Origin of the sequence: Micromonospora phaseoli, assembly GCF_900109115.1 — a bacterium.
In the GTDB taxonomy this organism is placed as follows: domain Bacteria; phylum Actinomycetota; class Actinomycetes; order Mycobacteriales; family Micromonosporaceae; genus Micromonospora; species Micromonospora phaseoli.
Window position 1 is genome coordinate 35,604 of record NZ_FNYV01000010.1, and the last position, 21,105, is coordinate 56,708.

The following is a 21,105-nucleotide window of genomic DNA, read 5'->3' on the forward strand; positions in this document are numbered from 1 at the left end:
GCCTGGCGCGATCCCGTCAGGTTGATCTTGTTGACCACTCTCGGCGTTTCCGCAGAGACTGACTTCCGTCAACACGGATGATCGAAACCTGTTGGATGGATTGCCTGTTTAGGGAAGGTAGGTGGCTGTATGTCTCCTCGCGCCAAGATCGCTATTGTCGCCCTGGTGCTGGTGGTCGGTGGTTCCGCTTCCGTGATCGGCCCAAAGGTGCCCGTAGGGGAGACCAAGGACCCGGCGGGCGGGTACTCGTGGGGCATGTTCGAGGGGCAGGCTGCACGTTCGCTGCGCTGAGCACGGGGGTGTGTTGGGCGGGGGGATCTAATCGACACATTGGATGGAAACGTGCAGCTGTCAGCCGTAACGCTAATTCCGGTGACGACGGCGCGGACACCGTTGACGCCCGAGCGGCTCAGGGACCTGATCCTCGGCCTCCGGGTGGATGGTGATCGTGTCGAACACGTCAAGGTTATAGAGCGAGCGGGATTCATGTGGATAGGGGCCTATGTTGCTATCCGTGACCTACGGTCGGCTGAACTGAATCTTGCTGATCTCTGCGGCCGGGCAGCCGCCCGGCTCGACGGTTGGGAAATCATCCAGCAGTGGGATGTGTGATCAGCATGGCCGGGCGCTGCCCGGGGCTCGCCTTTTGCGTTCGAGAGCAGATTCCTGGCTCTCCGTAGTCTGGTGAATTGCACAGCAGGGCTCGTCCCGGCCACTGGGAATGGCTGGTCGGTGACGCGTGCCATGATCGATGGGCAAAAAAGGTGATATACGATAGCCCTAGCTCTATACCCGTCCGATCCACCATCACTGACAGAAACCTCGTGCAGCGGGCTGCCTACCAGGACCGGCGGGTACTCGGCGCCGACATCAGCAGCGTCCTGCTCAGCGCCGAGCTGACCGACCTGACCCGGGCCGAACTCCTCGTCATCGCGCCGGCCTCAGGTCCGATCCCCCTACCGTCGGCGGTCTTCGGCGCACTCCGTGCCCGTAACGTGAAGGTCCGCGTCCTCTTCACGCCCGGCAGGGAGCCGTTGACCGACCCGGTGGCGACTCTCGCCCGGGACGGGATCGCGCTGCCCACTCCGCTTGACCTGCCGCACTTCCTCGTCGTGCGGGATCGGGCGGTGGTCTACCTGCCCAACCAGGATCCGACGCACCCGGGCACCGGTCGACTGTCCCGGGTCCGCAGCGTCGTGATGGGTGACTCACTGGCGACGGTGTTCGGCCTGATGTGGGACACCGCACTGCAACGTGCGCAGGCCGCTCGGACGACCGCCCGGATCGACGAAGGTGAGGAGCTGATGCGCGCGCTCAGCGATGGCCTGACCGACGACCAGGCGGCGGTGATGCTGCACATGAGCCGGCGCACCTTCGCCCGGCGGGTGTCCGACATGATGCACCGACTCGACGCCAGCACCCGCTTCCAGGCCGGTGTCCATGCCGCCCGGCGTGGCTGGATCTGATCAGACCGCCAGGTAGGGCACCGGCCAGTGCCGCATCCGGAACGGCAGGACCAGCGTCCGGCCGGCGGCTTCGACGGCCAGACCCGCCTCGACCGCGTCCGCGACCAGCTCGGCATCGACGGCCTCCGGACGGCCGTCCACCGACTCGGCGAGCCGCTCGAACCGATCGGCACCGTCCTCTATGACCATCCGGGACGCGGGCTGGCCGGGCCGGACATCCTTGATCGTGACCAGGCCCGGCCCTCGACGGTAGTAGAACGATCCGTAGCGGTAGTCCCGTGCCCAGGCCACGGTGTGGGCGACGTCGTCGAACTCCACCCCCAGGCACGGCGGCAGCAGGTGCGAGTAGGTGTGCAGCGGGAACGACGGTTGGCCGCGCAGCGTCCACCGCAGCCGCACCGCGTGGCTGGTCACCGCGCGGAGCATCCGCAACAGGTCGAGGTCCTGCGCGGGGGACTGCCCGAACCGCAGCGGTTCGGGCAGCTCCACGGCGTGCAGGCGGTAGGCCGCCGGGTCGTCGCGCAGCGCGTCGAAGGAAATGACCGCGCTCGTCGCCGTCGTCATCGTGATCAGCTCACCTTCAGCGGTTCGGTGGGGGTCGCCAGGGTGATCCAGTGACCCTGTTCGGTGAAGACGAGTCCGTCGCCGGCGAGCTTGCCCAACCAGTCGACAACCTGGTCCGCGGTGAGTCCCCACTCGGCGACCCGGGCGGCCAGGGCCTTGGCGGTGCGCCCGTTCTCCAGCTCGCGGTACGCGGCGACGAACCCGGCTCCGGTGATCCGGTGGTCCTGATCCGGCCAGCCGACCCGTCGATCCTCGATCACGATCTCCTCGTCGTCGGCGCGCAGGATCTGCAGCGAACTGGAGGGGTACGCGTCGATCCAGACCTCGATGAGCTTGTGCAGCCCCTCGGCGTCGGCGTCGGAGAGCCCGGCCGGGTCGGTGTCGAACAGATACACCATGTCCGTCAGGCGGTCCTGACCGAGCGCGTAGACATGCTCGTACAGCTTCGCGGGCTGGCGGTTGGGAAACCCGAGCAGCGGGTTCTCGAAGTACGGGCTGAATCGTTCCAGCAGGATCCGGGCCGCGCTGGCCGGCGGTTGCAGATGGACCAGCGCCGGCAGTTGTCGCAGGACCGCGTCGTAGTCGGTGGTGGACTCGGTGGGGAAGCCGTAGAGCCAGTTCCAGGAGACGGTCAGCGCGGCGGCCTCGCAGTCACGCAGGGTCCGCACGTTGCGTACCCCGGTGACACCCTTGTCCATCAACTTGAGGACCGGACTGACCAGCGACTCGATGCCCGGCTGCACGTGGGTGACCCCGGCCTGCCGTAGCACGGCGATCTCGTCCGGGCGCAGGTTGGACTTGACCTCGTAGTGGATCCGCAGGTCCCAGTCGAGCGCGGCCACGCTCGGCAGCAGGTCCCGGAAGTAGCGGTTGTCGATGATGTTGTCGACCATGATGGCGTCCAGCGTCTGGTGGCGGCGTACCAGCGAGGTCAGCTCCGCGATGACCGTCTCCGGCGCCTTGGCGCGGAACTGCATCCCGGTTCCGTTGAGACCGCAGAAGGTGCAGTGGTGCTTCTCGCCCCACCAGCAGCCCCGGGCGCTCTCCAACACCAGCTTCGGCTCCACGTACTCGCCGACCGGTGACTCGGCGATGAGCAGGAACCAGTCGTCGTAGTCCGGCACCGGCATCAGTGCCGGCGGGACCAGCGTGCCCTGCCGGTTGTCGTGCCGCCCCTGCGCGTCACGCCAGGACAGCCCCGGTACGGCGGCGAGGTCGGTCCGGCCGTCCAGCGCGTCGAGCAGGGCGGGAAAGGCGATCTCGCCCTCGCCGCGTACGACGTAGTCGACGAATGGGAAGTTCTCGTGCAGGGCGGACCCCATCGCCCCGTCGCAGTTGCCGCCACCGAAGACGATGGGTACCCGCGGGTCCAGTTCCTTGATCCGCCGGGCCGTGGCGAGGCTCGGCGCGTTCTGCATGAAGGTCGTGGTGAACCCGATGAGGGTCGGCTCGGTGGCGAGGATCTCCCGGGCCGCGACCTCGACGAAGTCGGCGGCGTGTGCGCGCATCCGGGTGACCCGGTCGATGTCCAGACCGCGCTCGTCGGCGTACCGGCGCAGCTGCGTGACACCGAAGGAGTCGTCGTCGTGCAGCACACCGGCGAACACCCAGTCACCGAGCCCGTGGAACAGCCCCTCCTCGGCGACCTCGGTGTACTCCGGTGGCCCCAGCTCGCCGTCGGTGGCGTCGAGCAGGTACTCGGCCCACCGGATGCCACCGTGATAGGTCAGCGGCTCCGGCCGGCCGGTGGCGACGGTGACGGCCTTGAGTAGTCCGATGGGCAGCGACGGGCAGTCCAGGGACTGCCACGGCATGGCCGCGAGGCAGATGGTCATCGTCTCGTCTCCGGGATCCGGCGCGGGTGAGGAGAAAGCTGGTGGGCACCGCGAGGGGCCGCTGGTCCGGGCGGGGGTAGTCCCGCCCGGACCACCGGGTCACTTGCCCTGCTGCTTGAGCACGACGTGGTACTTGCACGAGCCGTGCGTGACCTTCTTGATCGCCACCTTCTTGATCTTCATTTGCCCTCACCTCCCTCCAGGAACGACAGACCGGCGGCCCGCAGTCGGGCCCGGTGCCGCCGGACGAACCAGGCCCGCACCTTTTCGGGGTCGCGGCCGGTCAGACGGCCACAGGACTTCGCGATGCTGTCCAGCGCCGTGACATCGAAGCCCAGGTCGTGCCACTGCTGGCCGTGTTCGCGCCAGAGTTCGGCACCGGCCGGGGTGGCGGAAACCCGGGAGAGGTAGTTGAGCCCGATGGCGATGTGCTGGATCTCGTCGGTCCGCACCGCCTCGTACAGCCGGCCGAGCGGATCACCGGCGAAGATCTCGCCGAAGAGAATGAACTCGTCGGCCGCGAGTCCTTCGAGGATGGTGTGGACGAGCGCCCGGCCCATGTGCGGCAGGCTCAACAGCATCTCGTCCAGCGGCTCCATCGTCTCCTGCGCGTCCGGCTCGACGTCGCCGCCGATCGCGCGGGCGTACTGGTAGAAGGCGTCGGCGTGCCGCGCCTCGTCGGCCGTGGCCAGGGCCAGGCTGAAGCGGAACGGCGCGTCCTCGGTGTGCGCCGCCAGCGTGGCGGCGGCGACCAGCCCGGCCTGCTCGGCGTAGTACCCGCGGGAGGCGGCTCGCCAGGCGATCTCGGTGCGGTCCCAGTCCTTGCGGCGCAGTCCGTCGCCGATGATGTCGGCCGCCCGCCAGGCCTTCTTGTCCCGGGTCACACCGAAGACACGGTAAGCGACGGCGTCGCTGTCGAGTTCATCGTGACGAATGAGTGCCATGACCAGCTCCACTACTGGAGGAGAAGGGATCTCAGCACCACGTCTGCCACTTCTCCGCCCGGAGCTTGGGCCACGGTAAACGGTGCCATCCACCATGGTCAAGACGTCCGTCGGTGCTGGCACAGACGTGCCAGCACCGGCGCATACCCTGCGCTGATGACTGCGGGACTGGGACGGCTGCGGCGCCGGATCGAAGGGCTGGGACCGCTGGTCGCGGCGCACGGGATCGGTGTCGTCGGCACGGAGATCACCGCCTTGGCGCTGCCCACGCTGGCGATCCTGACCCTGGGGGCGTCACCGCTGGTCGCCAGCGCGTTGTTCGCGATCGAGTTCGGCACCCACGCCCTCGCCTCGCCGGTGCTCGGCGTACTCGTCGACCGTGCCCGTACGCCACGCCGCCTGCTCGTCGGTGCGAGCCTCGGCTACGCGGCGGTGGTCTCGACGGTGCCGGTCGCCGCCGTACTCGACCTGCTCACGATCCCGTTGCTCGCCGTGGTCGCGGTCGTCGCCGGCGGACTCGGCGCCCTCGTCACGATCGGCCTGCAGGCCGCCGTGCCGACCCTGGTGCCGCCGCAGCGGCTGGTCGAGGCGAACTCGGCGATGGCCGGGGCGCGATCGGTGGGGCAGGTGGCCGGTCCCGCCCTCGCGGGCTGGCTGGTGCAGGTGGCGGGAGCCGCCACCGCCATCGGCGTGGACGCGGTGACCCGGCTGCTCGGTGTGCTCGCGTACGCCCGGCTGCGCGCCGTCGCCGGCACCGGTCCCGCCGCCACCACCGCCGGTCCGACGGGCAGGATGCTCGACCAGCTGCGCGAGGGGGTGGCGGCGATGCGGCAACGCCCCGTCCTGGTGCGGGTGGCGGTGACAGCGGCGGCGCTCAACTTCGGCGGATCGGCCCTCGGCGCCCTCTACCTCGTCTTCGCCTACCAGCACCTGCACCTCTCACCCGGCCTCATCGGGATCACCTACGTGGTCAGCAGCGTCGTGTCGATGCTGGCCGTCGCGGTGGCCAGCCGGGTCATCCGGACGATCGGGATGGCGCGGGTCGTGCCGGTGTTCGCCCCGCTGGCCGGTGCCGCGCTGTTCCTGATCCCGGCGGCCGTCGTCGCGCCACCCTTCGTCACGCTGGTGGTCTACGAGGCGATCTTCTCCTTCTGCGCCACCATCTGGTTCATCGCGACCACCACCCTCCAGCAGTCGCTCGTACCAACCCACCAACTGGGTCGCGTGATCGCACTCGGGCGGGCCGCGACCACCCTCGCGATCCCGGTCGGCGCGCTGCTCGGCGGGGCACTGGCCCAGTGGTGGGGCCTGGTGCCGACCCTGGTCCTCTTCGCCTCCGCCGCGCTGCTCGGCGGCTGCGTGAGCAGTCTGCGCGGCACCGGCATGGCGATGCCGACCCCGGAACATGGCACCAACTCGCCAATCGGCGGGCCCGACGGCGGCGACCAGGTTGGCAGCATCGCGCCATCCTCGGGAGCAGCCGTTGACGCGGTACCCCGCCGACCCGAAAGTTGAATCGGCATCACGTACGGCGCCCCGCGTATCTGCGATCTCCGCCCGGGACCGCACTCGCCGAGAAGCCAACGACGGGAAGCGCCATGGACCTGTTGTCCGCCTACCGCGACATGCTCACCATCCGACTCTTCGAGGAAAGCCTGCTGCGCTGCGCGGATCAGGGCCTGGTGCCCGGCACGATCCACCCGTACACCGGCCAGGAGGCGGTCGCCGTCGGTGTCCTGGGCGCCCGGCATCCCGCCGAGTGGGTGGTCAGCTTCTACCGCTGTCACGGTCACGCCCTCGCCGCCGGCTGCTCGCCCGAGCGGGTGATGCGCGAGATCCTCGGCCGCCGCGGCGGCCTGTGCGGCGGCAAGTCCGGCTCGATGCATCTCGCCGACCGGGCGAACCGGCTGCTCGGCTCGACGTCCATCGTCGCCGCCCAACTCCCCGTCGCGGCCGGCGCCGCGATGGCCGCCCGACTCGACGGTGCCGGGCACGCCGCGCTGGTCTTCTGCGGTGACGGTGCGCTCGGTGCCGGCGGTGCGTACGAGACCCTGAGCATCGCCGCCGCGCAGCGGCTCCCGCTGCTCGTGGTCTGCGAGGACAACGGCTGGCAGGACCAGACGGCCAGCGAGTGGGTGCGCCACCTGAGCCCCACCGAACTCGTCGGCGGACTGAACCTGCCGCACGTGCAGGTCGACGGCAACGACGTCGAGGCGGTACGCGACGCGGCCACGGACGCGTTGGCGGCCTGCCGGGCCGGCGCGGGACCGCAGGTCATCGTCGCCCGCACGTACCTGCGCGACTTCCACGCCCAGCTCGGTGAACATCCGCCGCCGCCGTACCGGCCGGAGCAGGAACGTCGACGGTGGGCGGCGCGCGACCCGTTGACCGTCGCCGCCGGGCGGATCCCGACCGACCTGACCAGCCTGCACGCCGAGGTCGCCGCCGAGATCGACGCGCTGCTGCTGGCGGCGCTGGCCGCGGGCGAGCCGGACCCGGCGACCGCGACGACCGGGGTGAGCGTCACCGCTGACCTGATCGGGGCGGGCCGGTGAGCCGCCGCCACCCCGCCGGTGAGGCGATCCGCGAGGCGTTCACCGAGCAGCCGACACTGAGCCACTTCAGCACCTACCAGCAGGAGGACCTGGTCGCGCAGTACGGCGCCGACCGGATGGTGCGGATGCCGATCGCGGAGAACGCGATGCTGGGCATGGCCCTGGGGATGGCGCTGGTGGGCCGGCGGGTGCTGTTCAGCGTCAACCGGGTGGCGTTCCTGTTCAGCGCCTTCGACCAGCTGGTCAACCAGGTCGCCACCTGGCGCTACATGAGTGACGGCCAGTTCTCCGTGCCGCTGGTGATCCGGGGACTGACCCGGGGCGGTGAACACCTCGGCGCGCAGCACGAGCACGTGCCGTACGGCCTGCTGAGCCAGATCCCCGGTCTCGTCGTCGCCGTACCCGGCTCGCCCAACGCCGTGGGCGGGCTGCTGAGGACCGCACTGGGTCACCCCGACCCGGTCGTCGTGCTGGAGTCACCGCGGCTGTTCGCCCCGACCTGGGCCGAGCTGCCGGAGCCCGAGCCGTCGGCCGCCGCGCTGCCGTTCGGCGTCGCCGGGCTGGCCCGTCCCGGTACGGACCTGACGCTGGTCGCGATCGGCAACACGGTCATCGAGAGCCTGCTGGCCGCGCGTCGGTTGGCGGAGCACGGCATCCAGGCACGGGTGGTCGACCTGCGTACCGCCGCGCCGCTGGACCGGGACGGAGTCGCCGCGATGGTGGTACCCGACCGGCCGGTGATCCTGGTCGACGAGCAGTCCCGGTCCGGGTCCGTGCTGACCGACCTGGCCTACCACCTGGTCCGTACGGGCGCGGTCCGCCCCGAGCACGTCGAGCTGCTCACCGGTGCCCCCGTTCCCGCGCCGGTGAGCGCGGCGCTGCTCGACGGCCTGCTGCCCGACGCGGAGCGCATCGTCCGCGCGGTGATCGACACCCCGGCCCCACTCACCCAGCGGAGATGACCATGACGAACAGCGAGTACGCGGTATGGCACGGCCTCACGCCGATGGGACCGCACCTGCGGGAGAACGGGCCCGACCTGTTCCTGGTCGGCGGCTCCGGCAGCCACCTGGTGGATGCCGCCGGACGTCGCTACCTGGACGCCCGCTCCTCGATGTGGAACGTCACGCTGGGCTATTCGTGTGAGCCGGTGAAGCAGGCGATGGCCCGGCAACTCGACGTGCTGCCCTCCGGCACCGTCATGCGCTACGAGCATCCACCACAGGTCACCGTCGACTACGCCGCCGCGCTGGTGGCGGTCCTACCGGCGCCACTGCGACACGTGCGCTTCGGCAACACCGGCAGCCAGATGACCGAGTCGGCGGCCATGTTGTCCCGGTTCTACCGGCGGATGACCGGTGAGACGGATCGGCATACCGTCATCGCCCTGCACGAGGCGTACCACGGGACCGGGCCGCTGGCCACGGCGTTGACCGACGAACCGATCCTGCACGACTACTCCGCCCCGGTCGACGCGCACGTGGTGCACGTCTCCACCCCACCGCCGGAGACCTGCGACCCGGCCGCGTGCACGGGCGAATGCGTACGCCCGGTCATCGAGGCCATCGACGCGGTCGGCGCCGAGCGGGTGACCGCGGTGATGTTCGAACCGGTCTCCGGCACCTCGTTCCGGCCCGCTCCGACGCACTACCTGGAGACGCTGATCGTCGAGTGTCGACGCCGGGGCATCCACTCGATCGCCGACGAGGTGACCACCGGCGCGGGCCGGGTCGGTGCGATGACCTACGTCGAGCGGCTCACCGAGGTCCCCGACATGCTGGTCCTCGGTAAGGGCCTCAGCGCCGGCTACTTTCCGCTCGCCGCGCTGGTCGTGGCGAGCGACATCTACGAGACCCTCGCCGACCCGCCGGTACGGCTGGGCTTTCCCAACGGCTCGACCACCGACGGCCACCCGGTCGGGGCGGCGTCGGGCCTGGCGGTGCTCGACATCCTCACCGCGGACGACTTCCTGCCCGGGGTGCGTCGACGCAGCGCCGAGCTGATCGAGATGCTGGCCACCGCGTCGAAGTCGGATCCGCGCATCGGGACGGTCCGGGGTGCGGGGATGATGCTCGGCGTCGAGCTGCGCGACTCCGACGGCGAACTCTGGTCCCTGCGGGACGTCAGCGCCCTGCGTGGGGTGTGCCGCGAGCACGGGCTGCTCACCAGCTACTCGATCGGCGTGCTGCCGCTGCTGCCGCACCTGACGATCTCCACCGACGACTGTCGGGAGCTGGTGGAGCGGTTCGCCAAGGCCGTGGCGGCGTACCAGCCGTAGCGGCTACCGCCTCCTCGATCACTGGTTGGCCAGGGCCGCCTCGATGATCCGGATCGCCTCGTCGCGGTCGATGCCGGTGCTGGCGATGACGGCGGCGTACTCGGCGGCGGCCCGGCGGGCCTGCTCGCGGCCCTGGCCGCCGGCCGCGGTCACGAACGAGCCCGCCCGTCCACGGGTCTCGATCAGCCCGGCCTCCTCCAACTCCCGGTACGCCCGGGCGACGGTGTTGACGGCGAGGCCCAACTCGGCGGCGAGTTGGCGGATGGTCGGCAGTCGGGTACCGACCGCCAGCGTCCGGTCCTGGATCTGCCGGGCGAGCTGGGCGCGTAGCTGCTCGAACGGCGGTACGGGGGAGTCAGCGTCGATGGCGATCACCTGGCGATCATCGCCTACCGGGCCGTCGCCACGGGTACGGGCCGGCATGTCCTGATCGGGAAGGGGCGTGCCGGCATACCGGCCGGCCTGGGGCGGGGCGACGCTCAGGGCAGGGTGAAGTCGAGTTGGGTGACCACACCGGCGGCCACGGTCGCGGTCTGTGGGGCGCTGTCCCGCTCGCTGGTGCTGACCACGATCTCGTACCGGCCCGGTGGGAGCCGCCACTCGTACCGCCCGGTGTCTCCGGTGAGCACACCGATCTCGGGGATCGCCGGCGCCGGCTCGTCCAGCGAGCTGACCCGTACCGAGGCACCACGGACCGGGTCGCCGGCGGCGGTGGTGGCGGCGCCGGTCACGGTGCCCATCGAATCGGTGCTCGACGGTGGCGGTGCCGGCCCGTCGTCCGAGACCGGCCGGTCGCCGCCGATCACCAGAAGGCTGGCCCCGATCAGCAACGGCGCGGCGATCAGCAGGGCGAGTACGCCGAGACGTCCCTTGCTCATAACTGCTCCCTCATGTGTGGTGACGGACAGTTACTGGGACGTGTCGTGGTGGCCTTCGGTTCCGTGGGGTGGGCGACGTGGGGTGGGCGCTGTTCGCACCCACCCCACGGGCTGCTCAACTCAGCTGTCTCGCCAGGTGATCAGGTTGTTGAAGACGGACTCCGTGATGCGGGTGCCGTGGTTGTTGGTGGAGTGTGGGGCGGAGCCGTGCAGCCCGTACGCGTGGATCGCCATCACGCACTGTCCGGAGCAGAAGGAGCTGCCGGTCGCCCGGGTCTGGTAGACCGGGCTGCCGCTCTGGCAGCCGAAGGTGTCGTTCTGGTAGAACACCTGCTGGGCATGGGTGGCCTGGACGGTCTGCCCGGCGTGCCGCCACTGCTGACCGAAGGTCTTGTCGCACGGGTAGCCGCTCACCGTGGTGGCGGTGCCGTTGAGCGTGGCGCTCTGCCACCAGAGGCCGAACCAGCCGGTGGTGTTGCCGGCGGTGCAGTTGAGCCGGATCGCCCCGTAGTCGTTCGTCTCGTTGCCGCTCTGGGTCCAGCCGGTCACCGAGAGCAGTTGGGTCGCGGTGCAGGTGCCGTACGGCGTCGACGCCCCGTTGCGGCCCGGGATGATCTGGAAGTCACCGCGCGGGTAGAAGCCGTTGCCGCCGCCGCCGTTGGCGCCGCCACCGGGGTGTACGCAGTGCCCGGCGGTGGCCACGATGCTCGGCCCGTACAGCCAGCCGGTGCAGCCCCAGGTGGAGCCGCCGGTGGTCCGGACGACCTGGACGATCGCCCGAGCGGGGAAGACGGTGGTCGGGTCGACGCGCACCCGGTTGTCGGTGCCGATGACGCTCTGGATACCGACCGAGGGCTCGGCATCCGGTGCCAGGGCGCGGCCACCGACGTCGAAGCGGGTGCCGCCCGGGCCGGCCCTGCCGGTTCCGGCGCGGCCGAGGCTGCCGGCGCCCTTGGCGTCGCTGGTGGCGCTCAGTGCGGTGGGTGCGACGGAGGCCGGTACGGCGCCGGAGTCGGCGACGGCGCCGTGCCCGCCGGCCCGGGCGTCGGTGGCCGGTGCGGCGGTGGCCGGTGCGGCGGCGGTTGATACCAGCGCGGTGGTCAGCCCGACCACGAACATGATCCGCAGTCGGGTGGAGATGGGCGGTGTGGGAGCCACGTAGTCCTCCTCATCGAGCGATGACGCTGTCGATGGGGAAGCTATATCGATCTGGTAGATCCAGACTCGTCTCTGTCTTTCCCTGGACACCGCTACGTTCGGTTTCGGACAGATCACGTAACGCGTTGGCGTGCGGGCCCGTCGGAGCTTCTGGTCAGAGCCGCTGACCGGCGAGCACCGCGAGGAGTTGGAGCTTCTCGTGGCTCTCGGTGCCCGGGGTGGCGGTGAAGACCTGCAACAACTGCGACTGGTCGGGGTCGACGAGGACCTGGCAGTGCAGTTCGAGGAGCCCGAGCTGTGGGTGCTGGATGCGTTTCGGCGCGCAGTACGGGCCGGTCACCGGGTGCTCCCGCCACAGCTCGGCGAACTCGGCGCTGCTGGCCAGCAGCGCCTCGACGATCTCCGCCGCCCGGGAGCCCCTCCCGTCCCGGGTGTACGCCCGGTGCAGGTCCGCGGCGATGAGCCGGCCGTGCCGGGAATGCTCCTGTTCGGGATAGCTGCGCCGACTGTCCGGATCGGCGAACCAGCGGTAGTGCAGGCTACGGGCCAGGCCGCTGTAGCCGGTCTCGTCGCCGAGCAGTGCGGTGGCCAGCCGGGTCTGGGTCAGCGTCTCACCGAGGTCGCTCACCACCTGGGCGGCGACATCGCCGAGGCCGTCGAAGACGCGCATCATGCCGGGGTTGATGTGGTCGTTGCGTCGGACCCGCTGCGGTACGGGATATCCGCCGAGCCGGAACAGGTGATCCCGTTCCGCCACGGAGAGCCGCAGCCCACGCGCGATCGAGGCGAGCATCTGCTCGGAAGGGTGCGGACCGCGCTGCTGCTCGATCCGGCTGTAGTAGTCGGTCGACATGTCGCTGAGGGCGGCGACCTCCTCGCGGCGAAGCCCGCCGGTACGCCGCCGGCGCAGCCCGCGGGGCAACCCGACGTCCTCCGGCTGTAGCGCCTCGCGCCGGCTCCGCAGGAACTCGGCCAGCCGAGCGCGATCCACGTCGGTTCCTCCCGTCTTGCTGGTCCCGGCCGTGCCCGCCGCCCGCGCCGTCGCGGACGGTCACCTGGCGGACGGCCACCAACTGGTCAACAACCGCCCCACCGGGACTGTTTCCGGGGACCAGGACAGCAGGTCGGCGCCCGGTTATCCAGGGATCGGCTGTACCTGGTTAGCCCGTCGTGACCAGTCAAGACTCGGCTGCATGACTACCAACACGCACACACCCACCGGACACTGGATCAACGGCGAGGCGGTACCGGCCGGATCCACCGACACCACCACCGTCGTCAACCCCGCGACCGGGGAGATCGTCGCCGAGGTGCCCGCCGGCAGCCCCGCCGACGTGGACCGGGCCGTCGCCGCCGCCCGCGCCGCGTTTCCGGGTTGGGCCGCCACCCCGCCCGCCGAGCGGGCCGCCCTGCTGCGACGCATCGGTGCGGGCCTGCTGGCCCGGGGCGAGGAGATCGCCACCGCGATCACCGCCGAGATGGGCTCCCCGCTGACCATGTCGCGGACCGCCCAGGTCGGCTTTCCGGTCGCGGTCGCCGAGTCGTTCGCCACGTTGGCCGATGACTTCGCCTGGACCGAGGAGATCGGCACCTCGCTGGTCGTCCGCGAACCGATCGGCGTGGTCGGCGCGATCACGCCGTGGAACTTCCCGTTGCAGCAGGTCGTGTCGAAGCTGGCCCCCGCGCTGGTCGCCGGCGACACGATGGTCTTCAAGCCGTCCGAGGTCGCGCCGCTGACCGCCCGGATCCTCGCCGAGGTCACCGCCGAGGCGGGCCTGCCGGCCGGGGTCTTCAACGTGGTGTACGGCACCGGAGCGGTGGTCGGCGAGGCGATCTCCGCGCACCCGGACATCGACATGATCTCCTTCACCGGCTCCACCCGGGCCGGCCGGCGTATCTCCGCCGTCGCCGCCGAGACGGTCAAGCGGGTCGCACTCGAACTCGGTGGCAAGGGCGCCAACGTGATCCTCGACGACGCGGACCTGCCCACGGCGGTCGAGACCGGCGTGATGATGGCGTTCTCGAACGGTGGTCAGGTCTGCGGCGCCTGGCCCCGGATGCTGGTGCCGGCGTCGCGGCTGGACGAGATCGTGGCGCTGGTGGTGGCCGCCTCCGAGCGGTACCCGGTCGGCGAGCCGACCGACGAGGCCACCCGGATCGGCCCGATGGCCTCCGAGGCCCACCGGGAGAAGGTCGACGGCTACATCCGGCGCGGCATCGCCGACGGGGCGAAGTTGGTCTTCGGCGGTCCCGGCCGGCCGGAAGGGCTGGAGAAGGGCGCCTATGTCCGCCCCACCGTCTTCGCCGACGTCGACCCCACCTCGGTCATCGCCCAGGAGGAGATCTTCGGCCCGGTGCTGACGATCATCACCTACGCCGACGAGGACGAAGCGGTCGAGATCGCCAACGGCACCCCGTACGGCCTCACCAGCGGTGTCTTCGGCGAGCCCGAGCACGCCCTCGCCGTGGCGAGGCGGCTGCGCGCCGGCCAGGTCGACGTCAACGGCGGCCAGTGGAACCCGTACGCCCCGTTCGGCGGCTACAAGCAGTCCGGCAACGGCCGCGAGTTCGGCCGCCCGGGCCTTGAGGAGTTCCTGGAGACCAAGTCCATCCAGCGCTGACGGCCGGCCGGGCCGCTGGCCGCGGGGATCGGACGGCCTCGGGAGTTCGCCTCAGCGGGGGACGGCCTGCTCCGAGTACGTCCAGAGACGCTCCGCGGCCGCCGAGTCGAGGGCGTGTGGCGCGACGCCAGCCTCGGCCTCCTGGGGCCCTGAGACGACCTCCGCCTCCTGGTTGTCCTCGAAGTATCGCCCGGTGACACCCTCCACCAGCGGCGATGCTGCGAGCAGGACCGACGTCGAGGCGCCCTGGGCTGGTGTCTTGTAGTAGTCCAGCGGGACGCGGTTGCCGGCCTCGTCAAGCACGCCGAAGGCCCGCATCGTCTCGTCGTCGAGATGCCGTTGCAGGTTGGTCAGGATGTAGCCGGGATTGACCGCGTTGCCGGTGATGCCCTCGTCGGCCCAGCGGTTGGCGATACCGGTGGCGAACAGCACCGTGGCGGTCTTCGATTGGCCGTAGGCCGACCAGCGGTCGTACGGCCGCTGCGCGAAGTGCGGGTCGGCGAAGTCGAACGGCGCACGCAGGTGGGCCCCGGAGCTGACCAGCACGACCCGGGCCGAGCCGCTGGCCGAGAGGTTGTCCCGCAGGCCGGTGACCAGCGCGAAGTGCCCGAGGTGGTTGGTTGCCAGCTGGGACTCCCAGCCCTGCGCGTTGAGCTGCCGGTTCGCAACCGCCATGATCCCGGCATTGGCCACGACGGCGTCCACCGGCCCCTGCCAACCGGCCAGGAAGGCGGCCACCGAGGACAGGTCGGCCAGGTCGAGTTGGGCGGCGCGGGCACTGCCGGCGGTGCCCGCCAACTCCTCGACCAGGTCGGCCGCCGCGTCTGGGCGGCGGACGGCGACGGTGACCTCCGCACCGGCGTGGGCGAGTGCGCGGACGGTCTCGGTGCCGATGCCGGATGCGCCACCGGTGACGATGATCCGGCGGCCGGTGAGGTCGACTCCGTCGAGGATCTCCGCAGCGGTGGTTCGTGGCCCGAACGGGGTGACCACGCGCGGACGGGTGCTGGTTGTCTCATCCATACGGCAACCCTAGGTCGACAGTTGTGGACTCTGTATGGTTTTCAATCCAGACTACTTTAGTGATCGTCCAAGGAGGCGCGTGGTGGACCCGCTGGATGACGTGCTGCGACTGCTCGGCACGACCAGCCACGTTTCCGCCAGTATGACTGCCGGCGGCAGCTGGGCGGTCGGGTTCGACGCACCGGACGGGATCAAGTTCAACGCGGTCCGGCGTGGGCGCTGCTACCTACGCCTCGACGGCAGTGTCGAGGCGATTCCGCTCGCGGCGGGCGACTGCTACCTGCTGACCCACTCTCGGCCGTACACCCTGTTCAGTGACCCCGAGGCGGCCGCGATGCCGGCGGGGCCGATCTTCCTCGCGGCGACGGACGGCGTGGCGCGGGCCGGCGTCGGTGACGAATTCGCCGCCATCGGCGGAGCGTTTCGCTTCGGTGAGCGCGCCCGCGAGCTGCTGCTCGACGGCCTGCCGACGGTGATCCACGTACCCGCCGCGACCGCCGAGGCCGCCGCCCTGCAGTGGGCCATCGACCAGATCGACGTCGAGCTGCGACAGCGGCGGGTCGGGGCCACGCTGGTCGCCGAGCACCTCGCTGTCGTCATGCTCATCCAGATCCTCCGTCACCGCCTCGCCAGCGAACCGGCGCCGACCACCGGCCTGCTGGCCGGCCTCGGCGACCCGGTGGTGGCCGTGGCGCTGCGGGAGATGCACCGACAGCCGGCGCACGGTTGGCAGGTGGCCGAACTGGCCCGGGCCGCGTCGGTCTCCCGCTCGACCCTGGCGGCACGCTTCAAGGACCTGGTCGGCAGGGGCCCGCTGGAGTACCTCACCGGCTGGCGGGTCGAGCTTGCCGCCAACCGCCTGCGCAGTGGCGACGAGACCCTGGCCAGCATCGCGCAGCACGTCGGCTACGGCTCCGAAAGCGCCCTCAGCGTCGCCTTCAAACGCGTCACCGGCCACACCCCCCGCGCCTACCGCCACCTCGCCCGTACCCGATAACCCCCGCGATCTTGCACCTTCTGTCGGTACATGTCGCCACCCGCGCGACATTTCGACGACCACAAGTGCAAGATCGGCGAGGGGTGGAGTCAGCAGACGCGGGGTGGGCCGGTTACGGCGTCGGGACCGTCGTGCGCCACGGCGGTGAGGTTCGCGATGGTGGTGGCGGCGATGTTGTGCAGGCCGTCCTCGGTGAAGAACGCCTGGTGCCCGGTGATCAGCACGTTGGGGAAGGTGGTGAGCCGGGCGAAGTCGTCGTCGCCGAGGACCCGCTCGGAGCGGTCCTCGAAGAACAGCTCGCCCTCCTCCTCGTAGACGTCGAGGCCGAGGTAACCGATCTGGCCGCTCTTGAGCCCCTCGATCACCGCCCGGGTGTCCACCAGTGCGCCCCGGCCGGTGTTGATCAGCATGACGCCCTCGCGGAACAGCGCGATCCGCTCGGCGTTGATCAGGTGCCAGGTGTCCGGAGTGAGCGGGCAGTGCAGGGTGACGATGTGCGACTCGGCGAGCAGCCGCTCCAGCGGCACGTACTCGACACCGGCGGCGATCGCCGCGTCGTTCGGGTAGGGGTCGCTGGCCAGCACCCGGCACCCGAAGCCGACCATGATCTGGGCCACGCAGACGCCGATCCGGCCGGTGCCGACAATGCCGACCGTACGGCCGTGCAGGTCGAAACCGAGCAGGCCGGTGAGGGCGAAGTTGTGTTCGCGTACCCGGTTGTAGGCGCGATGGATCTTGCGATTGAGCGCGAGGACCAGGCCCGCGGTGTGCTCGGCCACGGCGTGCGGGGAGTACTCGGGCACCCGTAAGACGGTCAGGCCCAGCTTGCGGGCGGCGGCCACGTCGACGTTGTTGAACCCGGCCGAGCGCAGCGCCACCACCTTGACCCCGGCCTCGGCGAGTTGGTCGAGCGCCTCGGCGCACAGGTCGTCGTTGACGAAGGCGCACACGGCGTCGGCCCCCTCGGCCAGCCGGGCGGTCTGCGCGGTGAGCCGGGCCTCCAGAAAGGTCAGATCGTGACCGGCCGTGGCGTTGGCCACGGTGAGGAAATCCCGGTCGTACGGCTTCGTGCTGAACACCGCCACTCGCATCAAACCACCTCCGCCTCCCACGCTACGGCCGGGCGGCGGCCCGGGGCAGGGTCTTGCGGCCCGCCGATCCGCCTGACCCGGCCCGCGTCGAACTGTTGGCATCTTTCACACGTACCAGTGCGCAGGAGGTCACAAAGCCATGACCGTACGTCGAATCATCGTGGCCGCGTTGGCCGGCATCGGCGCGGCGACGGCCGGCGCGGCGCCCGCCATCGCACAGGGCGCTCCGACGTACCCGGTCAGCCGATCCGCCGGCTGCGCCCCGGATGGGGAGTACGTGGACACGCCGGCCTGTCGGGCGGCGATCGGGGCGGGCGCGGCGCTGCGCGAGTGGGACAACGTCCGGGTGTTCGGGGTCGACGGGAGGGACCGGCAGCGGATCCCCGACGGGGAGCTGTGCAGCGGCGGGCTCTCGGCGTACCGGGGCTTGGACCTCGCGCGTACCGACTGGCCGTCGACGCCGTTGACGGCCGGCGCGGAGTTCGTGTTCCAGTACCGGACCACGATCCCGCACGAGGGCACCTTCCGGCTCTACCTGACCCGCGCCGGCCACCCCCCGACAGGGAAGTTGACCTGGGCGGACCTCGATACGTTGCCCTTCCTGCGGCTGACCGACCCGCCACTGCGCGACGGGGCGTACCAGATGCCCGCGCGGCTGCCCGCCGACCGGACCGGCCGCCACGTCATCTACACGATCTGGCAGAACTCCGACAGCCAGGACACCTACTACTCCTGCTCCGACGTGGAGATCCAGCCGGCCGGCACCGCCACGGTCGCCCCGACGACCGGAGCCGACCCGGCCACCGGTGTGGACCCGGCCACCGGGGCGGTGGCGACCACGCCCGCCGCCGACGACGGAGTCGGCGCCGGGGAGGACCCGACGCAGGTCGCCGGGACCATCGGTGGTGGCGCTTCGGTGGCCGCACCGGGCAACGTGCCGGTCTCCTCGGTGACCTACCTGGATGGCCACCGCTGGCCCCTGGTCGCCGGCGGAGCGCTCCTGTTGCTGCTGCTCGTGTCGCTCGGCATGCGGCTCCGCGGCTCCCGTACTGGGCCGGTGCCGGGCCGGGCCTGCACGGTGCGCAACCACCGGGCCAACCCCCGGGTGTGGTGACCGAGGCCCTCAGGTCAGCTGGGACTCGATCTCGGTCAGCTCCTCGGGGGTCAGGTCGAGGTTGTGCACGGCCGCGACGTTCGTCTCCAGTTGGGACACGCTGCTGGCGCCGATGATGAGGCTGGTCATTCGGCGGTCGCGGAGCGCCCAGGCGAGCGCGAGCTGCGCGAGGGACTGCCCGCGTCGCTCGGCGACCGCAGCCAGGGCGCGGATCGTCGCCAGTCGCTGCTCGCTCACGTCGTTCTCGGAGAGAAAGACACTGGTACGGGCCCGGGAGTCGGCCGGGATGCCGTCGAGGTAGCGGTCGGTGAGCAGACCCTGGGCAAGCGGGCTGTACGCGATGCACCCCGCCCCGACCCGCTCCAGCGTGTCGAGCAGGCCGTCCTCCTCGGTCCAGCGGTTGAACATCGAGTACGCCGGCTGGTTGATCAGCAACGGCGTACCCAGGTCGCGCAGGATCGCCGCGGCCCGCTGGGTCTGCTCGGAGTTGTAGTTGGAGATGCCGACGTAGAGGGCCTTGCCGGAGCGGACGATGGCGTCCAGGGCGCCCATCGTCTCCTCCAGCGGCGTGTCCGGGTCGTACCGGTGGCTGTAGAAGATGTCGACGTACTCCAGCCCGAGGCGACGCAGCGACTGGTCGCACGAGGAAACAAGGTTCTTACGGGAACCCCATTCGCCGTACGGGCCGGGCCACATCAGGTAGCCGGCCTTGCTGGAGATCACCAACTCGTCCCGGTACGGCTTGAGGTCGCCGGCGAGCATCCGGCCGAAGTTCTCCTCGGCGGCACCGGGCGGTGGCCCGTAGTTGTTGGCCAGGTCGAAGTGGGTGACGCCGAGGTCGAAGGCGCGCCGGACGATGTCCCGCTGACGCTCGAAGGGGCGGTCCGGCCCGAAGTTGTGCCACAGGCCGAGCGAGATCGCCGGCAGCCGCAGCCCGCTGGCTCCGCTGCGCCGATAGGTCATCTGGTCATAGCGCGTGTCGTCGGCGAGGTAAGTCACGATCATGACCCTAGCCCGAGGTCGGACGCGCGACATCCGGACAGCCTGCGAACCCTGCTCGTCGTAGGAGGTCGTGGCGGAGCGGCGGCTGGCATCCCGGCGGGCGAGTGGCCGTGGCTCGCCACCGCGCCTGTCGAGGGGGTGCCTGACAGCACGAGCGGTTCAGCTCGACAGCATCGGAAGAGGAAGGTGTACGGGCCGGTCGGACAGCCGGACCGGAGACTGCGGGCAGCCGGTGCAGCCGTCGTCAGCGCCCGTCAAGCCGATGTGGTTCTGCGCGGCATGCGCCCACCCCTGGCCCTGCGGGGTGGCCCGGTTGCACCTGGCCGCCGAGTACGTCGGCAAGGGCCGGACCTTCGCCGTCGAGATGGCCGAGCTGCTGTGGGAGGCGACCGCCGACCTCGAACGGATCGGCGGCAACCCGGACGGCTTCGAGCTGTACGGCCGGTTTCTTGGTTGGGTCAGGCGGGCGAGCCGCCCGGCACGTCCGGACACCCCGGCCGACTGACCCGTGTCGCCGCGCCGGCACGCAGGCGCGCCCGGCGGATCGGCGGCTGTCACGCTCTGCTGCGGGTACGGTCGGAGCCATGCGCTACGTGCGGCTCGACACCCCGAAACCCCTGTCCAAGATCGGCCTCGGTACCTGGCAGTTCGGCTCGCGGGAGTGGGGTTACGGCCCTGACTACGAACGGCTGGCGGCCCAGATCGTCCGGCGCGCCGTCGAGTTGGGCGTCACCGTCTTCGACACTGCCGAGCTCTACGGCTTCGGCCGCAGCGAACGGATCCTCGGCGCGGCTCTGGCCGCCGACCGGGACAAGGTGGTCGTGGCCACCAAGATCTTCCCAGTGTTGCCGGTCGCGTCCGTGGTGCAGCAACGGGCGGTCGCCTCGGCGGCCCGGCTCGGTGTCACCAGCATCGACCTCTACCAGGTGCACCAACCCAACCCGGTGGTCAACGACCACCGGACCATGCTGGGCATGCGTGGGTTGCAGGACGTCGGCCTGGTCGGCGAGGTCGGGGTGAGCAACTACAGCCTGCGCCGCTGGCAGGTGGCCGAGGCCGCGTTGGGCCGGCGGGTGCTGAGCAACCAGGTCCGCTACAGCATGCTCGACCGCAAACCGGAGGCGGATCTGCTGCCCTACGCGGAGCAGGCCGGTCGGCTGGTCATCGCGTACAGCCCACTGGCCCAGGGGTTCCTCTCCGGACGGTACGATGCGAACCATCCGCCGACCGGCACGGTCCGCCGGGCCAACCCGTACTTCCTGCCGGAGAACCTGGAACGCGGCACCGCGCTGATCGAGACGCTGCGCCAGGTGGCCGCCGCCCACGATGCCACGCCGAGCCAGATCGCCCTGGCGTACGTGCTGCGCCACCCGAACGTGGTGGCCATCCCCGGCGCGTCCACCGTGGAACAGCTGGAACGCAACGCCGCCGCCGCCGAGATCGACCTGACCGAGGACGAGTACGCCGCACTGGTCAACGCGGCGCGGGCGTTCCGACCGATCACCGGACTGGCCGCGCTGCCCCGCATGCTGAAGGCCCGCGCCGGTCGCTGAACCATCTCATCTCCCCTCGGTGGGGG

General features: G+C 70.7%; 22 protein-coding genes. 12 read left to right on the plus strand and 10 right to left on the minus strand.

Features of this window, described 5'->3' with window-relative positions:
* Window positions 1–129 precede the first annotated feature (129 nt).
* From BMY89_RS30530 to BMY89_RS22785, 3 genes are all read left to right on the plus strand, one after another.
* Complete coding sequence (locus tag BMY89_RS30530; protein WP_170147770.1) at window positions 130–291, plus strand: hypothetical protein; 162 nt, start codon at window positions 130–132, stop codon at window positions 289–291.
* Window positions 292–372: 81 nt separating this feature from the next.
* A complete protein-coding gene (locus tag BMY89_RS22780; protein WP_139217995.1) occupies window positions 373–612 on the plus strand; it encodes a hypothetical protein in 240 nt (79 codons plus the stop codon).
* 212 nt (window positions 613–824) lie between these two features.
* Window positions 825–1,466 carry a helix-turn-helix transcriptional regulator gene (locus BMY89_RS22785; RefSeq protein WP_092382098.1) on the plus strand — a complete coding sequence of 214 codons (642 nt, stop codon included), beginning with the start codon at window positions 825–827 and terminating at the stop codon, window positions 1,464–1,466.
* On the opposite strand, the gene BMY89_RS22790 is transcribed toward BMY89_RS22785, so the two are convergent.
* The 3 genes from BMY89_RS22790 to BMY89_RS22800 all read right to left on the minus strand — a co-directional run bounded on the left by BMY89_RS22790 (window position 1,467) and on the right by BMY89_RS22800 (window position 4,809).
* Window positions 1,467–2,030, minus strand: a complete 564-nt coding sequence (locus BMY89_RS22790) for a DUF5825 family protein (RefSeq protein ID WP_092382099.1) — start codon at window positions 2,028–2,030, stop codon at window positions 1,467–1,469.
* A gap of 5 nt (window positions 2,031–2,035) precedes the next feature.
* Window positions 2,036–3,865: a RiPP maturation radical SAM C-methyltransferase gene (locus tag BMY89_RS22795; protein ID WP_092382100.1), complete on the minus strand. Its 1,830-nt coding sequence runs from the start codon at window positions 3,863–3,865 to the stop codon at window positions 2,036–2,038.
* Between the two features lie 179 nt (window positions 3,866–4,044).
* A complete protein-coding gene (locus BMY89_RS22800) occupies window positions 4,045–4,809 on the minus strand; it encodes a ferritin-like domain-containing protein (RefSeq protein ID WP_139217996.1) in 765 nt (254 codons plus the stop codon).
* Window positions 4,810–4,965: 156 nt separating this feature from the next.
* On the opposite strand from BMY89_RS22800, the gene BMY89_RS22805 reads away from it, so the two are divergent.
* From BMY89_RS22805 to BMY89_RS22820, 4 genes are all read left to right on the plus strand, one after another.
* Window positions 4,966–6,324 carry an MFS transporter gene (locus BMY89_RS22805; RefSeq protein ID WP_092382102.1) on the plus strand — a complete coding sequence of 453 codons (1,359 nt, stop codon included), beginning with the start codon at window positions 4,966–4,968 and terminating at the stop codon, window positions 6,322–6,324.
* Between the two features lie 83 nt (window positions 6,325–6,407).
* A complete protein-coding gene (locus BMY89_RS22810; RefSeq protein ID WP_092382103.1) occupies window positions 6,408–7,364 on the plus strand; it encodes a thiamine pyrophosphate-dependent dehydrogenase E1 component subunit alpha in 957 nt (318 codons plus the stop codon).
* Entirely contained in the window at window positions 7,361–8,326 is a 966-nt protein-coding gene (locus BMY89_RS22815) for an alpha-ketoacid dehydrogenase subunit beta (RefSeq protein WP_092382104.1), read from the plus strand. The genes BMY89_RS22810 and BMY89_RS22815 overlap by 4 nt, the downstream gene beginning before the upstream one ends.
* Before the next feature lie 2 nt (window positions 8,327–8,328).
* Window positions 8,329–9,642, plus strand: coding sequence for an aminotransferase class III-fold pyridoxal phosphate-dependent enzyme (locus BMY89_RS22820; RefSeq protein WP_170147769.1), 1,314 nt, complete (start codon window positions 8,329–8,331; stop codon window positions 9,640–9,642).
* Between the two features lie 18 nt (window positions 9,643–9,660).
* On the opposite strand, the gene BMY89_RS22825 is transcribed toward BMY89_RS22820, so the two are convergent.
* The 4 genes from BMY89_RS22825 to BMY89_RS22840 form a co-directional block, all read right to left on the minus strand.
* Window positions 9,661–10,017, minus strand: coding sequence for a GntR family transcriptional regulator (locus tag BMY89_RS22825; protein WP_092382252.1), 357 nt, complete (start codon window positions 10,015–10,017; stop codon window positions 9,661–9,663).
* A gap of 104 nt (window positions 10,018–10,121) precedes the next feature.
* Window positions 10,122–10,520, minus strand: coding sequence for a carboxypeptidase-like regulatory domain-containing protein (locus tag BMY89_RS22830; RefSeq protein WP_092382106.1), 399 nt, complete (start codon window positions 10,518–10,520; stop codon window positions 10,122–10,124).
* Window positions 10,521–10,640: 120 nt separating this feature from the next.
* Window positions 10,641–11,678, minus strand: a complete 1,038-nt coding sequence (locus BMY89_RS22835; RefSeq protein WP_092382107.1) for a trypsin-like serine peptidase — start codon at window positions 11,676–11,678, stop codon at window positions 10,641–10,643.
* A 154-nt stretch (window positions 11,679–11,832) separates the two neighbouring features.
* Window positions 11,833–12,669: a helix-turn-helix transcriptional regulator gene (locus tag BMY89_RS22840; protein ID WP_092382108.1), complete on the minus strand. Its 837-nt coding sequence runs from the start codon at window positions 12,667–12,669 to the stop codon at window positions 11,833–11,835.
* A 202-nt stretch (window positions 12,670–12,871) separates the two neighbouring features.
* On the opposite strand from BMY89_RS22840, the gene BMY89_RS22845 reads away from it, so the two are divergent.
* Entirely contained in the window at window positions 12,872–14,299 is a 1,428-nt protein-coding gene (locus BMY89_RS22845) for an aldehyde dehydrogenase family protein (protein ID WP_092382109.1), read from the plus strand.
* A gap of 51 nt (window positions 14,300–14,350) precedes the next feature.
* Here the strand turns inward: BMY89_RS22845 and BMY89_RS22850 are convergent, their stop codons facing one another.
* A complete protein-coding gene (locus tag BMY89_RS22850) occupies window positions 14,351–15,322 on the minus strand; it encodes an SDR family NAD(P)-dependent oxidoreductase (RefSeq protein WP_092382110.1) in 972 nt (323 codons plus the stop codon).
* An 82-nt stretch (window positions 15,323–15,404) separates the two neighbouring features.
* On the opposite strand from BMY89_RS22850, the gene BMY89_RS22855 reads away from it, so the two are divergent.
* Complete coding sequence (locus tag BMY89_RS22855; RefSeq protein ID WP_092382253.1) at window positions 15,405–16,319, plus strand: AraC family transcriptional regulator; 915 nt, start codon at window positions 15,405–15,407, stop codon at window positions 16,317–16,319.
* Window positions 16,320–16,408: 89 nt separating this feature from the next.
* On the opposite strand, the gene BMY89_RS22860 is transcribed toward BMY89_RS22855, so the two are convergent.
* Window positions 16,409–17,410 carry a 2-hydroxyacid dehydrogenase gene (locus tag BMY89_RS22860; protein WP_092382111.1) on the minus strand — a complete coding sequence of 334 codons (1,002 nt, stop codon included), beginning with the start codon at window positions 17,408–17,410 and terminating at the stop codon, window positions 16,409–16,411.
* A gap of 139 nt (window positions 17,411–17,549) precedes the next feature.
* Here BMY89_RS22860 and BMY89_RS22865 point away from each other — a divergent pair, with 139 nt between their 5' ends.
* Window positions 17,550–18,524, plus strand: a complete 975-nt coding sequence (locus BMY89_RS22865; protein ID WP_092382112.1) for a lytic polysaccharide monooxygenase auxiliary activity family 9 protein — start codon at window positions 17,550–17,552, stop codon at window positions 18,522–18,524.
* Between the two features lie 9 nt (window positions 18,525–18,533).
* Here the strand turns inward: BMY89_RS22865 and mgrA are convergent, their stop codons facing one another.
* A complete protein-coding gene (gene mgrA, locus BMY89_RS22870; protein WP_092382113.1) occupies window positions 18,534–19,529 on the minus strand; it encodes an L-glyceraldehyde 3-phosphate reductase in 996 nt (331 codons plus the stop codon).
* 229 nt (window positions 19,530–19,758) lie between these two features.
* Between mgrA and BMY89_RS22875 the strand changes: the two genes are divergently transcribed.
* Together BMY89_RS22875 and BMY89_RS22880 are read left to right on the plus strand one after the other, a co-directional pair.
* Window positions 19,759–20,031: a hypothetical protein gene (locus tag BMY89_RS22875; protein WP_139217997.1), complete on the plus strand. Its 273-nt coding sequence runs from the start codon at window positions 19,759–19,761 to the stop codon at window positions 20,029–20,031.
* Between the two features lie 79 nt (window positions 20,032–20,110).
* Window positions 20,111–21,079, plus strand: coding sequence for an aldo/keto reductase (locus BMY89_RS22880; protein ID WP_092382115.1), 969 nt, complete (start codon window positions 20,111–20,113; stop codon window positions 21,077–21,079).
* Window positions 21,080–21,105 lie beyond the last annotated feature (26 nt).

Excerpts from the sequence above, each read along its gene's own strand:
- BMY89_RS30530 (WP_170147770.1), top strand. The coding sequence starts at position 130 with ATGTCTCCTCGCGCCAAGATCGCTATTGTCGCCCTGGTGCTGGTGGTC.
- BMY89_RS22790 (WP_092382099.1), bottom strand. The coding sequence starts at position 2,030 with ATGACGACGGCGACGAGCGCGGTCATTTCCTTCGACGCGCTGCGCGAC.
- BMY89_RS22795 (WP_092382100.1), bottom strand. The coding sequence starts at position 3,865 with ATGACCATCTGCCTCGCGGCCATGCCGTGGCAGTCCCTGGACTGCCCG.
- BMY89_RS22800 (WP_139217996.1), bottom strand. The coding sequence starts at position 4,809 with ATGGCACTCATTCGTCACGATGAACTCGACAGCGACGCCGTCGCTTAC.
- BMY89_RS22805 (WP_092382102.1), top strand. The coding sequence starts at position 4,966 with ATGACTGCGGGACTGGGACGGCTGCGGCGCCGGATCGAAGGGCTGGGA.
- BMY89_RS22810 (WP_092382103.1), top strand. The coding sequence starts at position 6,408 with ATGGACCTGTTGTCCGCCTACCGCGACATGCTCACCATCCGACTCTTC.
- BMY89_RS22820 (WP_170147769.1), top strand. The coding sequence starts at position 8,329 with ATGACGAACAGCGAGTACGCGGTATGGCACGGCCTCACGCCGATGGGA.
- BMY89_RS22830 (WP_092382106.1), bottom strand. The coding sequence starts at position 10,520 with ATGAGCAAGGGACGTCTCGGCGTACTCGCCCTGCTGATCGCCGCGCCG.
- BMY89_RS22845 (WP_092382109.1), top strand. The coding sequence starts at position 12,872 with ATGACTACCAACACGCACACACCCACCGGACACTGGATCAACGGCGAG.
- BMY89_RS22850 (WP_092382110.1), bottom strand. The coding sequence starts at position 15,322 with ATGGATGAGACAACCAGCACCCGTCCGCGCGTGGTCACCCCGTTCGGG.
- BMY89_RS22860 (WP_092382111.1), bottom strand. The coding sequence starts at position 17,410 with ATGCGAGTGGCGGTGTTCAGCACGAAGCCGTACGACCGGGATTTCCTC.
- BMY89_RS22865 (WP_092382112.1), top strand. The coding sequence starts at position 17,550 with ATGACCGTACGTCGAATCATCGTGGCCGCGTTGGCCGGCATCGGCGCG.
- mgrA (WP_092382113.1), bottom strand. The coding sequence starts at position 19,529 with ATGATCGTGACTTACCTCGCCGACGACACGCGCTATGACCAGATGACC.
- BMY89_RS22880 (WP_092382115.1), top strand. The coding sequence starts at position 20,111 with ATGCGCTACGTGCGGCTCGACACCCCGAAACCCCTGTCCAAGATCGGC.